Genomic DNA, 12,662 nt, shown 5'->3' with positions numbered 1-12,662 from the left:
GCCATGATCACAGATACAGACAGCAAGCTGACGCTGAAGATTTCGCGCGATTTCTACAAGCGGCTCTGGGAACTGATGCCGGGCGGCACCCACTATAATTTCGGCGATGCCGAGCGCGCCTTCGTCGTGCCCTTCAACAAGGGCCGCAATTCCCGCGTATGGGATCTGGATGGCAACGAACATCTGGATTTGTTCTGCAAATTCGGCGCGCTTTTCGTCGGTCACCACAACGAGGCCTATAATGAGGCGCTGATCCACTACATGGAAAAGGTCACGTCCGTCGATACCTGCGATCTGGAGATCGAGGTGGCGGAGTTGATGATCAAGCACATCCCCTGCGCCGAGATGGTGCGCTTTTGCCTCAGCGGCACGGAGGCGGTGCAGAATGCGCTGCGGCTAGCGCGCGGTTTTACCGGCAAGAACCGTTTCATCCGCTTCCATGGCCATTATCACGGTAATGCCGACAACGTCATGGGTTTCCGCAAGAAGGACAATCTCGATTTTCCCGTGCCGGAGAAATACCAGGGCGACATGCTCGATACGCTCGGCCGTGCGGAAGGTGTGCTTGAAAGCCAGAGCTTCATGCTGCCGTGGAACGATATCGATGCGCTGGAAGCCACCATCCGCCGTTACGGTAATGAGATCGCGGCCGTGCTGATGGAGCCGATCTGCATCAATGGCGGCGGTATCTTCCCGGTCGAAGGTTATCTGGAGCGGACGAAGGAACTGTGCGAAGAGAATAATATCGTTCTGATCTTCGACGAGATCATTACTGGCGTGCGCCTCGGCCTCGGCGGTGCGCAGGATATTCTCGGTGTGACGCCGCATCTCGCCACCTTCGGCAAGGCGCTCGGCGGCGGTTCGATGCCGATTTCCGCCATCGCCGGCCGGCGCGACATCATGGACCTCTATACGCGCGGCAAGGTCATCCATGCCGGCACGTTCAACGGTTATCCGCTGGGTCTCGCTGCGATCAAGGCGACTTTCGACATCGTTGAAAAGGATCCCGGTTGCTACGACCGGATGCGCCGCTACACCGAGCAGATCTCGGGCGTCTTTACAAGGGCGGCGAAGGCTGCCGGCATGCCGCTCGTCATTCAGGGCATGCCGACGGCGCTGGTCTATCACTCGCAGGAAGAGCCGGTGGATCGTTCCGAGGGCTATTCGCACAAGGTGAAATTCTGCGACATCATCATCCGCGAGGTGAGCAAGCGCCACGGCATCCAGTTCTCGCCGCTCTCGCGCATCTATTCCAACCTCCTGATGAACCAGGACGATGTGCATTTCTTCGAGGAACGCATTTCCGATGCGCTCGTCAATGCGCGCAAGGTCATGGAAATCGCCTTCAAGGACGAGGAAGTCGCGTGAGCCAGCAAGTTGCGGTCGTGACAGGTGCTTCCGGGGGCTTCGGCGCCGCCATTACCCTCTCATTGCTGGAGGTGGGTTATGCTGTGGCGGCAACGGATATCGACGTCGCCGCGCTGCAACGTCTTGCGCGGGAGGCCGGCAATCCCGAGCGGCTCGGCATTTTCGCCATGGATGTGACGAACCATGGCAGCGTCGAGCAGGCGTCGGGCGCTATTGCCGATAAAATGGGACTGCCGGTGACCGCGCTGGTCAATAATGCCGGCATTCTCGACCGCACCTATTGCGTCAATGATCGCAGCCAGACGCAGTCCCGCAAGGTCATCGACGTCAACCTTGCGGGCGCGTTCAACTGCACCGGCGTATTCACGCGCTCCATGGTGCGCCAGCGTTACGGGCGCGTCATCAATATCGCCTCGATTGCGGGCATCTGGGGGGCAGGGGGCGGGGCGGCTTATGCCGCCTCCAAGGCTGGCCTCATCAAGGCTTCGGAATCCTGGGCGCAGGAGCTTGGCCAGTTCAACATCAGCGTCACGGCGATTGCGCCGGGTATCTGCAAGACCAACATGTCGAAGCCTTTCGAACAGGAAGGCATCAACGACACGGTGGCCGATGAACGTCTGGTGCGCTCCATCGTGCCGGTCGGGCGCTGGGGCACGCCTGAGGATGTGGCGGAAGTCGTGACTTTCCTTGCCACCTGCAAAACCAATTATCTCAATGCCGCGGTGATCCCCATGGATGGCGGCATGCGGGTCGGAACGCTGTGAACGGAGATCGGCGATGACATATGGGAATGATGTAGAAAACATCCTGCTGACCGGCGCCACCGGCGTGATGGGCGGCCGTCTGCTGCAGGAACTATTGAGCGCGACGAAAGCGACGATTTATTGCCTTGTACGCGCGACCGATGCGGCAGAGGCAAAAAGCAAGATTGAAAGCGTTTTGTTCTGCTACGATGAGGAGCGAAGCCTGAAGCAGGAGGCCGACGCGCGCATCGTGCCGGTTCTCGGCGATGTTTCCCGGTCCAATCTAGGCTTGCAACGGCAGATGTGGCGCGATCTTGCCGCCAGGATCGACCTTGCGCTGCATTGCGCGGCCAATGTCAATCTGATCGCCTCCTACAGCAGGATCGCGCCGGTCAATGTCGGCGGTTCGGCTAACATGGTGGAGCTGTGCCTCGAGGGGAAAATTCCCCTTTTGCACACATCGAGCTTCAGCGTCATTGGCGACAAGATCTATGAGGATTTCACGCTTTATGAGGATGCGGTCGATGTCGGTCAGCGTTTTCCCGACATGGATTATGAACGCTCCAAATTCGAGTCGGAAAAGCTGATGCATGCCGCCGGGCAAAAGGGCCTCGATTTCATTATCGTGCGGCCGGGCAATATCTGGGGCGACAGCCGCACCGGGCGTTATCCGTTGACGCAGACCAAGGTGAAGGGCATTTATTACGAAGCGGTGCGCGCCATCGTGGAAACCGGCTTCACCTTCGCGTCTGATGAGGATTTCGACATCACGCCGGTCGATTATGTGGCGCGGGCAAGCCTTCACCTCGCCATGAACTGGCGTGCGCATAACCGCCGCACCTTCAATCTCGTCAACCCGAAGCCCATCGACTGGAATACGTTGGTGGAACAGGTGCGCGATTGCGGCTACGTGATCCGCGAACTCTCGCGCGACAATTATTTCGATGCGCTCAATCAGGGCCGGATGCTGCGGGAGGGCAAGGCATACAGCTCGGTCTTCACCGATCTGCTGTCAATGCTGGGAAATGGCGACTATGTACGCGACAGCGGCAAATACGATACTGCCAACACCCGGAAGGCGCTCGCGGGAAGCGGGATAAGCTGCCATGAATGCGATGTCATGCTGATGATGCGCTATCTCGACTATGCCTTCGAAAAAGGTTTTCTGCCGCTCGCCGGTAGCGGCTTTCCGCTGGCCGAAATTTCCAGGACCGTCGTGCCGCGCGGTTTCATGGAACGGCTTTACGACGCGAAGCTGGTTTAAGCGCATGCAGGGGCAGGGCGAGGGGGATTCCTTCGCCCAACCTGTCGACCATGACGATATTCGGTACTTGACACATTCAATATATCCATTATTCTGGATTTATGGATAACAGTAGTGCAATCACCGCGCTTGGCGCGCTCGCCCAATCTACCCGACTGGAGACCTTCCGGCTTCTCGTGCGCCACGAGCCGGATGGCATTCCGGCCGGTGAGCTTGCGCGTCTTCTCGACGTTCCCCAGAACACGATGTCGGCGCATCTCGCCACGCTTTCCCGGGCCGGTCTGGTCAAGAGTGAGCGGCAGAGCCGGTCTATCCTCTATCGCGCCGATCTTGACGGGTTGCGCCTGCTGACCCTGTTTCTGCTGAAAGATTGCTGCGGTGGTTCGACCGAGCTTTGCGCGCCGTTGATTGCCGAGCTGACGCCCTGCTGCAGCTTGCAGGCGACGCCGTCATGAACGCCGCCTGGCTGGTGTCCATCATCTCTTCTGCTTCGATCGCGGGGCTTGCCAGGCCACCGATCTAACCACGGACCGAAACCATGACCGATAAGATCTATAACGTGCTCTTTTTGTGCACGGGCAATTCCGCTCGCTCCATTCTTGCCGAATCCATTCTCGCCAAGGAAGGTGAGGGGAGGTTCAATGCCTATTCGGCCGGTAGCCAGCCGAAGGGAGAGGTAAATCCTCACGCCCTGAGGGAACTGGCCGTGCTGGGTTATCCGACCAGCGGGTTCACCTCGAAAAGCTGGGACGTGTTTGCCGGACCTGATGCGCCACGGATGGATTTCATCTTCACGGTGTGCGACAGCGCCGCCGGCGAAGCCTGTCCGGTCTGGATCGGCCATCCGATGACTGCCCATTGGGGGATAGAGGATCCCGCCGCTACGGTCGGCTCTGAGATCGAGGTTCAGCGCGCCTTCGCGCAGGCCGCTCGTTTCCTCAAGAACAGGATCGCGGCTTTCGTCAGCCTGCCGCTGCAATCCATCGATCGTATGGCGCTGGAGACCCGGCTTCGACAGATCGGTGCATTGGATGGAACCACCAATCCTGAAGGAAAGTCGGCCTGATGTCCCTGTTCGAACGTTATCTGACCGTCTGGGTGTTTCTGTGCATTGTCGCCGGTGTGGCGCTCGGCCATCTGATGCCCGGTGTCTTTCAGCTCATCGCTGCGGCCGAGATCGCCAAAGTGAACATTCCGGTTGCGATCCTGATCTGGCTGATGATCATTCCGATGCTGCTGAAGATCGATTTCCGGTCTCTTTCGCAGGTCGGCATGTTCTGGCGCGGCATTGGCGTGACCTTGTTCATCAACTGGGCCGTCAAGCCGTTCTCGATGGCGCTGCTCGGCTGGTTTTTCATCGGCTGGCTGTTCCGCCCTTATCTTCCGGCCGGTGAGATCGATTCCTACATTGCCGGGTTGATCATCCTTGCCGCGGCTCCTTGCACGGCCATGGTCTTCGTCTGGAGCAACCTTACGCGGGGTGAGCCGCTGTTCACGTTGTCGCAGGTCGCGCTCAACGATGCGATTATGGTCGTGGCTTTTGCTCCGGTGGTCGGCCTGCTGCTCGGTCTTTCCGCCATTACAGTGCCGTGGGCTACGCTTCTTCTTTCCGTTGCGCTTTATATTGTCGTTCCGGTCATCCTCGCGCAACTGGTCAGGCGCCGGCTCATGGCTGACGGAACCTCACGGACGCTGGATTACGTTCTCGCGAAATTGCAGCCGATTTCGCTGGCGGCGCTGCTTGCGACACTGGTTCTTCTCTTCGCATTTCAGGGCGAGCAGATCATTGCCCAGCCGGCCGTCATCGGCCTCCTCGCCATCCCCATCCTCATCCAGGTCTATCTGAATTCGGGGCTCGCCTACGTCCTGAACCGCATGACGGGTGAGCGCCATTGCGTCGCTGGGCCTTCCGCACTCATTGGCGCCAGCAACTTCTTCGAACTCGCGGTCGCGGCCGCCATCAGCCTGTTCGGGTTTCAGTCGGGTGCGGCGCTGGCAACCGTTGTCGGCGTCCTCATAGAAGTTCCGGTCATGCTTTCGGTCGTCTGGATCGTGAACCGCTCGAAGGACTGGTATGAGGCTGCACCCGCCGTTTCCCGAACGATAACGACCGAAAGGCAATGACCATGGACGCCACCATCTATCACAACCCGTCCTGCGGGACGTCGCGCAACACGCTGGCGCTGATCCGCGCGGCAGGGATCGAGCCGACCGTGATCGAATATCTGCGGGAACCGCCGACACGCGAGCAGCTTGCACGCATGATTGCGAATGCGGGGCTGACGGTGCGCGAAGCCATGCGCAAAAAAGGGACGCCTTATGCCGAGCTCGGTCTCGACAATCCGGACCTGACTGACGATCAGTTGCTCAATGCGATGATGGAAACGCCGATCCTCATCAATCGTCCCTTTGTCGTAACGCCACTCGGCACCAGGCTCGCCCGTCCTTCAGAGGTCGTGCTGGATATTCTGCCGGACACATTCAAAGGGCCGTTCTTCAAGGAGGATGGCGAGCAGGTCCTCGACAGTGAAGGAAAGCGCGTTGCCTGATAGTTTTCCCGCGTTGCAGGGGCATCACCTGCACAGCATCGACCCGGACGCCCTGCGTCCGGTGTTTTCGACCCATAAACCACGCATCCTGATCCTTTACGGCTCGCTGCGCGAAGTCTCCTATAGCCGTCTGCTGGCATTCGAGGCCGGGCGGCTGCTCGAACGGCTCGGTTGCGAGGTTCGGATATTCGATCCGAAGGGCTTGCCTTTGCCCGATGAAGCGCCGGTCAGCCACGCCAAGGTGCAGGAATTGCGTGAACTTTCAGAATGGTCGGAAGGACAGGTCTGGGTAAGCCCCGAACGCCATGGCGCGATGACCGGCATCATGAAGTCGCAGATCGACTGGATTCCTCTTGCAATCGGTTCGGTACGGCCGACACAGGGCAAGACACTCGCCGTCATGGAAGTGTCTGGCGGCAGCCAGTCCTTCAATGCCGTGAACCAGATGCGAATTCTCGGCCGATGGATGCGGATGATTACCATTCCAAACCAATCCTCGGTGGCAAAGGCCTATCAGGAATTCGACGCGGAAGGCCGGATGAAGCCGTCATCTTATTATGACCGGGTCGTCGACGTCTGTGAGGAACTGGTGAAATTGACGCTGCTGACGCGTGACGCTTCCAGCTATCTCACAGACCGATATAGCGAACGCAAAGAGTTGACAGATGAACTTGAGAAACGTGTTTCGCTAAAATCAATCTGACGGGCTGGGTTCGGTTCAACGTTTCGTGCTTTTCAATCGTGGTTGAATGCGGCTGAAATCCAGAGCCACAGTATCAAATAAGTTCCATAATCTATCTTATGCGATCTAATTGGGGAATTTCGTGAACATCTGAAAGGGATCGTTCATGAAAGGTATCGTTTCTGTTCTCCTGAAGCCCCTCGGTGCGCGCCTTGGCGCTCTTGCCGCTGGCGCTGTTTCCGGCCTGTCAATCTCCGATCCGGCGATTGCTGCCCGCGTTGAAACGTGGGTTCTTGCCGGTGTCTTGCTTGCTGCTGATCTGGTCGGCAGCTTCCTGAGGTCCAAGACACAGGAGGGTCGTTAATTCCTGAATTTCCTAGGCGCCGGGCTTGGTCTTCTCGGTGGCCTTTTCGGAAGCAGTTCGAAAAAGAAACAAGCGCAGCAGCAATATGAAAATGATATGCGTGCGGCGCAGCAGCAGCGCGAATGGCAGCTTGAAGATCGCGATGAGGAACGCGCTTACAATCGTGCGCAGTTGGACGAAACCCGTGAATATTCAAGGCAGGTTCTGTCCCATCTTGTCGAAGACGCCGAGAAGGCGGGCTTCAATCCACTGACCGCGCTTCGTTCCGGTAGTGGTTCTTCGTACAATGCGGCTGCGGGCCTTGCTCCGCTGTCTGCAACGCCCCTCACCCGTCAAGCTCCTGTGAAACAGGCTGTCGGTGGTTCTGCCATCGGCGATGCTTTGACCGGCTTTGGCGATTTTCTCTCCAACTTCGATCCGTTCGCGGATAGTAAGCGGGAACAGGAATACCGGCTTGTGGAAAGTCAGATTGCAGCGCTCAATGCGTCTGCTTTGTCCGGTGTTCCGCGTGGTGCTGGTTCGTTCGCTCAAAGCGATTTTGAGCGGCGGCCTTCTGGCGCTGGCGCTTCCCTCTCGCGCTCTGGTCTTGGCCAGCCCGCGAAGTGGCAGGCGGGTGACGTTAATGTCACCAATCCTTTCCAAGCGGAGCCTGTCAATAAGGACTGGTCTGACGCTGCGACTTGGGAACAGCGTTATGGCGAGCCGGGGAGTTGGATCGGCGGTGCCGTTGTTGGCGGCGCTGACCTTTTGGACTATGGGCGACGGAAAACCGGCTGGGGTGAACCGCTGCCGAAGGACAGCAAGCTGCGTTCTGCCGCCCGTTGGGTCGATGACCTTTTTGGGCTTCGTCCGAATAAGAAAACGGGTCGGCTGTCCACTCGCACGAGCGGAGGTGGCGGCGGCTGGTGAGCTAGAAAATAGCGCTCAAAACGCCAGCGGTGATTGCAAGCCAAAGCAGCCCGAATGCGAACAATATCCCGATTGTTGCGAAAAAGTTCAATCCAAACCTAACGATGGGCCACATGGCAAATCCCCGAAAACGTTGTCCCGCCTGTATGCGGCGGGCCGCAAAGCTAAAGCAGTTTTTCAAAAGGTTCAAGAAAGGAACCCAAAATGGCAGGTCCAAATTCAATCGCAAATAGCCGCACACGTACGGACGCGCTTGTTGCTCCCCGTACGATGCGGCGTCAGTCTGCCCGTGGGCTTACGTCCCTTCCCGCTGGCAAGATGGTTCCCCTCGCCGCCTTCCCGCTTTTGCGTGAAGACGCGGTTCGCTCTGGCCGCCTCCGTTTCTCCTTCGAAATGATGGAAACGGCGGAAGTTCTAATGAACGCTATCAATGTGCGTTGCATGGCATATTTCGTGCCCATGCTGGCTCTCGAACGTTTCAACGGCTCGATGGATCAGCTGAACCTTTCGTATGAAGGCAAGCCGCCGTTGGAGGGTGAAGCCGTTGTTCCGTTCATTGAGCAGGTCGCCTTCGGCGCTCACGGCTCAAACGACATTTACCGCTATCTCGGCCTTCATGGCCGTTCTGATCAGATGGTGAATTCGTCCTATGTCGAGGCGTACAATCAAATCTGGAATTTCCGGGCGAAGAACCGTTCGCCGGATTTGACGCTTCGTAACCGCCTCGACGCCGACCTTGCTCCCGCGTTCTGGTCACATGAGCGGTTTGCTCATATCGTCCCCGATTTCGATCAGGCTGTGATTGACGGCGAAGTGCCGTTGAATGTCGTTGACGCCCGTATGCCGGTTAAGGGCCTTCTCAAAATGGCAACGCCGATGACGCATCCGAGCGGCTTTTCCGGTCGGGAAAGTGACGGTACTGTGTCGAGTTATCCGTATGGCTCGATCATTGAGTGGGGCCATGCCAGCGGCGGTGGCGGCTTCGGCGTTAAGGGGCAGCTTATCAACGGTCAGCTTTACCCGGATGTGTGGGCCGAACTGCAGGAAAACGGCATTACCGTTTCGCTGTCCAACATCGAAATGGCGCGCAAGACGCAAGCCTTTGCCAAGCTTCGCCAGCAGTACAACATGCATGATGATCACATCATCAATCTGTTGATGGATGCCATTTCGATCCCCGATCAGGCGTTCAAGCAGCCTATGCTGCTTTCGGATCGCAAGACGATTTTCGGCATGTCCAAGCGTTACGCGTCGGACGCCGGCAACCTGACGGAAAGCGTGGTCAACGGCATGACCGGCTTGGATATGTCAATCCAGCTTCCCCGTATCAACACGGGCGGCATTATCATGGTCGTGGCTGAAATCACGCCAGATCAGCTTTTCGAGCGGCAGGAAGATCCATGGCTTAACAGCCTTTCGGTCGATGATCTGCCGCAGTACCTGCGTGACACGCTCGACCCCGAAAAGGTTGATGTTGTCAAAAACAGCCGCATCGACACTTCGCATGCCACGCCGAACGCTACGTTCGGTTATGAGCCACTCAATGGGCGCTGGAATATCGACGCACCGCGTGTCGGCGGTCGCTTTTACCGTCCCACGGTCAATACGGGCTTCGACGAGGATCGCCAGCGCATTTGGGCTGTGGAGACACTCAATCCCACGCTTTCGACGGACTTCTATCTGTGCACCAACATGCACACCAAGCCGTTTGTGGTGACCAATCAAGACCCCTTCGAAGTCGTCACTCAGGGCGATGTCTTCATCGAAGGAAATACCGTGTTCGGCGGCCATCTGGTCGAAGCCACGGACGATTACGAAAAGGTTCTGGCGGTCGCTCCGCAAGACCGTGTCAACAAGGAGGCGTAAGCCATGGTTGTGAAGCTTAATTCTCTTTCCCGTTGGTCTGTCCTTCCTTCGGACAAGGCCATCGTGTTCGCCGGTTCGGATGTCGCTGAAAGGCGCGTCCGTATCGATTTCAATCTTGAGGCCGCAACGGCGTTCTTCATCGTCGATCGTGACGGCGTGGAAAGCTTCCTCTGCGCCCTGCCCGCTGGGCAGGAAACAATCGAGTTCAGTGCTGCCGGAACCTTCAGCGTTTACGCGGAAAATGGTTCCGGTGCTGTGCACTACATCAGCGCGGACCTCGAACCTACGTTCTCGGAAGTGGTTGATCCGGTGATCTTCACGAAGATCGCAAACCGGCGTCATCGCAATCCGGAACTGGAAGAAATGATGTACCGGATGCAACTCAATGCTGACCGCCGTGCCGCGCAACAGGCGTCGGAACTGGAAGCGGCCTTTGCCCGCCGTATCAAGGAGATCGAAGATGGAAGGCCCGCAGAAATCGTCAAGTCCGACGCTCCGGGAGCGGCTTCTGGCGCTGCTGGCGCACAAGTACCAGCACAAGGCACAAGCGGTGAAAAACCCGGCGAGGCTGCCCTTGCCCCGAATGCAGGCGAACAACAGGGAGGCGCAAGTGGCGGACAAGCCGGAACGGGTGGTGCCGCCTGACGGCGACAAATACGCCTCTGAGCTTCGGGGGATGATCGACAAGTCATTCCTCCTGAGCGAACGCCATAAGGGTCAGCACAATCGTGCTGACCGGTCCCGTGGGCACCCTACCCTGCTTGAGTTTGAACGTGTGTTCATCAAGCGGATGGCGAAGTTGGGTGTGCCCATGTTCGCGCACTGCGTTTATCGCGGGGATGCGGATCAGCAGTCGCTCTATGCCCGTGGCCTGAGCAAGGCAAAGCCCGGGCAATCTGCCCACAATTACGGCCTTGCCGTCGATATCGTGCACGGCACGAAGGCATGGGACCTCACGCGGAAGCAGTGGGACCTTATCGGCCATATCGGCAAGGAAGTCGCGGCCTCCCTCGGCATTAAGGTCGAGTGGGGCGGTGATTGGTCGTTCTACGATCCGGCCCATTGGGAACTCGCCAACTGGCGAGACATTGGCCGCTCCGTAAAACTTTAAGCCTCTTTGGCGTCTGAAAAGCGTGTCCGCCGCTAGCTCGGCGGGCGCGTAGCCGTGCCTACCTACCTCCCGGAATGGGTTAATGCTTGGAGGGAGGTAGGTAGGCGCGGCGTTCCACCTTCCCCTTGGTAATAGGTGCATTTAGTGACAGGACACGAAAACGAATGTGTATCAATCCGGTGAAAATCAGCGATGTTGGTGTAGTGGCCTGTCGCGAATGCTGGCAATGTCGGGAAACGAAAGTCGATGACTGGGTTGGACGTAACATTGCCGAAAGTAAGACTGCAACAGCCTCGCATGTCGTTACCCTGACCTATGGGCAGGACAGGACAACAGGCGATATCGATCATATTCGGGCGGCTGTTCTGACTTACTCCGATGTGCAGAAATACCTGAAATACCTCCGGGTTGACGGGTTCCCCGTTCGGTATTTCGTCGTCGGCGAATACGGCTCCATGAAGGGCCGCGCTCATTGGCACATCATCCTCTATTGGCAGGGTCCAGTTCCTGACCATGTCCTTAGAGAAAACTTCATGGAAAAACACTGGCCGCATGGCTGGTCTTATTGGGACAAGTCCACGCCTGAGGCGGTGCGATACGCTTGCAAGTACCTCCTGAAAGACACTGCTGATGAAGAGCAGCAAGGCTGGGGGCCGATGGTTTCCAAGAAGCCGCCGCTTGGGCATGAGTATTTCAAGCGCCTTGCGCATGAATATCTCGATGCGGGTTTATCTCCGCAAAACCTCATTTACAGCTTCCCCGATGTGCGCCGTGTCCCTCGGACACTTCGCGCCAAAACACATAAGCAGTTTCGGGAAGCGGCCAAGCCGGTTCAATTTCATATGACCGGGAAAACGGCGGAAAACTTCCTGCAATATTTCATCGACATTTGGGATGAAAAGCACGGTGATCTCCCTCCGCGCAGTGAGATTATTTGGGACTTCCTCGATACCGGTGCTACGCCCGTGTATGACGAATTTCTTTATTCAGAGCATCGCTCTAAGGGGCCTGTCCCCGTCGCCCCGCCATTTGAAGGGGCAATTGTGCAGTTCTGCGATAAAGCAAACTGCTACTTCACCGCCACTGCCGGTGTCCGGCTGTGGTTCTCAATCGATCAAGAGGGAGATGCCGGATGGCACGTAAAAATAAAGCCAAAAAGTCACAACCCGTACGAGACAGAACGCCTGTGGCGTCTCGCCGGGTTTCAAACCCACGTTCCTACAGTCCCGATAGACCTGTAGGCCCTGCCCTCGCCTTTCAGGTGAGGCCTATTGCTCGGACACCTTTCACGGTGTCCATTAAGCGCAAATCCCCCAGGGCGAATTATGTCGATGTGAAAACATCGCTTCGGCCTTTTTCGTCTCTCCCCTCTCCTGCGCCTGTTCGAGCGAAGCAAGTTCGGGCGACTGTAAAGAAGCCAAAGCAGGTAACCACGGAACCCCGCCGTCATTCTACGCTGTCTCTAGCTCCTAACACACCTGAGCCTGACGTAAGGAAGTCGTCTGAAAAGGCGCGCGATCTACCAGTGTGTAAAAAGCGTCCTGACAGCAAAAAAGCAGCCCGTTCCAAGGGCGGCGGCGGAGGTAGAAAATCGTTTGTCCCGTGGTGTTAATAAAGTGTTGGGAAGTTCATTATAAAGCTTGACGAGTTGGGGCAAATCAGTTCATCAAGATTATGTAACGTGTGTTACTCAAGTGTATGAAAATACACTGTCACTAAACCCCTGAAATTCCACAATCTATCTTATGCGATTAACAGCTGTAAGGGCTATTTAGTAATGCGACAGTTGGGCCAGTTAGAGATGCG

14 protein-coding genes are annotated in these 12,662 nt (G+C 57.3%); all 14 read left to right on the top strand.

Annotated features, from left to right (window positions below; translation table 11 throughout):
- Nucleotides 1-3 precede the first annotated feature (3 nt).
- Complete coding sequence (locus ACQZ48_RS12390) at nt 4-1,368, top strand: aspartate aminotransferase family protein (protein WP_217004753.1); 1,365 nt, start codon at nt 4-6, stop codon at nt 1,366-1,368.
- A complete protein-coding gene (locus ACQZ48_RS12385; protein WP_191217590.1) occupies nt 1,365-2,132 on the top strand; it encodes an SDR family NAD(P)-dependent oxidoreductase in 768 nt (255 codons plus the stop codon). The genes ACQZ48_RS12390 and ACQZ48_RS12385 overlap by 4 nt, the downstream gene beginning before the upstream one ends.
- A 13-nt stretch (nt 2,133-2,145) precedes the next feature.
- Complete coding sequence (locus tag ACQZ48_RS12380; RefSeq protein WP_191217591.1) at nt 2,146-3,375, top strand: thioester reductase domain-containing protein; 1,230 nt, start codon at nt 2,146-2,148, stop codon at nt 3,373-3,375.
- A gap of 101 nt (nt 3,376-3,476) precedes the next feature.
- Entirely contained in the window at nt 3,477-3,830 is a 354-nt protein-coding gene (locus ACQZ48_RS12375) for an ArsR/SmtB family transcription factor (RefSeq protein WP_137410292.1), read from the top strand.
- Between the two features lie 83 nt (nt 3,831-3,913).
- A complete protein-coding gene (locus tag ACQZ48_RS12370) occupies nt 3,914-4,441 on the top strand; it encodes an arsenate reductase ArsC (RefSeq protein WP_077982309.1) in 528 nt (175 codons plus the stop codon).
- The gene (gene arsB / locus ACQZ48_RS12365; RefSeq protein WP_077982310.1) at nt 4,441-5,499 is read left to right on the top strand and encodes an ACR3 family arsenite efflux transporter; all 1,059 of its coding nucleotides are present in this window, start codon (nt 4,441-4,443) and stop codon (nt 5,497-5,499) included. Before ACQZ48_RS12370 ends, arsB begins: the two co-directional genes overlap by 1 nt.
- Nucleotides 5,500-5,501: 2 nt before the next feature.
- Nucleotides 5,502-5,924 (top strand): arsenate reductase (glutaredoxin), encoded by a 423-nt coding sequence (gene arsC / locus ACQZ48_RS12360; RefSeq protein ID WP_191217592.1) that lies wholly within the window; start codon nt 5,502-5,504, stop codon nt 5,922-5,924.
- A complete protein-coding gene (gene arsH, locus ACQZ48_RS12355) occupies nt 5,881-6,627 on the top strand; it encodes an arsenical resistance protein ArsH (RefSeq protein ID WP_191217593.1) in 747 nt (248 codons plus the stop codon). Before arsC ends, arsH begins: the two co-directional genes overlap by 44 nt.
- A 145-nt stretch (nt 6,628-6,772) precedes the next feature.
- Nucleotides 6,773-6,970 carry a hypothetical protein gene (locus ACQZ48_RS12350; RefSeq protein ID WP_448728852.1) on the top strand — a complete coding sequence of 66 codons (198 nt, stop codon included), beginning with the start codon at nt 6,773-6,775 and terminating at the stop codon, nt 6,968-6,970.
- A gap of 96 nt (nt 6,971-7,066) precedes the next feature.
- Nucleotides 7,067-7,879 carry a hypothetical protein gene (locus tag ACQZ48_RS12345; protein ID WP_448728851.1) on the top strand — a complete coding sequence of 271 codons (813 nt, stop codon included), beginning with the start codon at nt 7,067-7,069 and terminating at the stop codon, nt 7,877-7,879.
- 417 nt (nt 7,880-8,296) lie between these two features.
- Nucleotides 8,297-9,745, top strand: a complete 1,449-nt coding sequence (locus ACQZ48_RS12340) for a hypothetical protein (RefSeq protein ID WP_448728850.1) — start codon at nt 8,297-8,299, stop codon at nt 9,743-9,745.
- A gap of 3 nt (nt 9,746-9,748) precedes the next feature.
- Complete coding sequence (locus ACQZ48_RS12335; protein WP_448728849.1) at nt 9,749-10,390, top strand: hypothetical protein; 642 nt, start codon at nt 9,749-9,751, stop codon at nt 10,388-10,390.
- On the top strand, nt 10,356-10,856 hold the full coding sequence (locus tag ACQZ48_RS12330) for a M15 family metallopeptidase (protein WP_448728848.1): 501 nt from the start codon (nt 10,356-10,358) through the stop codon (nt 10,854-10,856). The genes ACQZ48_RS12335 and ACQZ48_RS12330 overlap by 35 nt, the downstream gene beginning before the upstream one ends.
- Nucleotides 10,857-11,020: 164 nt before the next feature.
- Entirely contained in the window at nt 11,021-12,097 is a 1,077-nt protein-coding gene (locus ACQZ48_RS12325) for a rolling circle replication-associated protein (protein ID WP_448728847.1), read from the top strand.
- Nucleotides 12,098-12,662: the final 565 nt, after the last annotated feature.

It is taken from the genome of Agrobacterium sp. 22-209-1, assembly GCF_053522485.1.
Note: the sequence above shows the minus strand (reverse complement) of the source record. Positions and strands in the feature narration are given on the sequence as shown.

Coding starts and splice junctions, on each gene's coding strand:
- ACQZ48_RS12390 (WP_217004753.1), top strand. CDS start 4: ATGATCACAGATACAGACAGCAAGCTGACGCTGAAGATTTCGCGCGAT.
- ACQZ48_RS12380 (WP_191217591.1), top strand. CDS start 2,146: ATGACATATGGGAATGATGTAGAAAACATCCTGCTGACCGGCGCCACC.
- ACQZ48_RS12375 (WP_137410292.1), top strand. CDS start 3,477: ATGGATAACAGTAGTGCAATCACCGCGCTTGGCGCGCTCGCCCAATCT.
- ACQZ48_RS12370 (WP_077982309.1), top strand. CDS start 3,914: ATGACCGATAAGATCTATAACGTGCTCTTTTTGTGCACGGGCAATTCC.
- arsB (WP_077982310.1), top strand. CDS start 4,441: ATGTCCCTGTTCGAACGTTATCTGACCGTCTGGGTGTTTCTGTGCATT.
- arsC (WP_191217592.1), top strand. CDS start 5,502: ATGGACGCCACCATCTATCACAACCCGTCCTGCGGGACGTCGCGCAAC.
- arsH (WP_191217593.1), top strand. CDS start 5,881: ATGGCGAGCAGGTCCTCGACAGTGAAGGAAAGCGCGTTGCCTGATAGT.
- ACQZ48_RS12350 (WP_448728852.1), top strand. CDS start 6,773: ATGAAAGGTATCGTTTCTGTTCTCCTGAAGCCCCTCGGTGCGCGCCTT.
- ACQZ48_RS12345 (WP_448728851.1), top strand. CDS start 7,067: ATGCGTGCGGCGCAGCAGCAGCGCGAATGGCAGCTTGAAGATCGCGAT.
- ACQZ48_RS12340 (WP_448728850.1), top strand. CDS start 8,297: ATGAACGCTATCAATGTGCGTTGCATGGCATATTTCGTGCCCATGCTG.
- ACQZ48_RS12335 (WP_448728849.1), top strand. CDS start 9,749: ATGGTTGTGAAGCTTAATTCTCTTTCCCGTTGGTCTGTCCTTCCTTCG.
- ACQZ48_RS12325 (WP_448728847.1), top strand. CDS start 11,021: ATGTGTATCAATCCGGTGAAAATCAGCGATGTTGGTGTAGTGGCCTGT.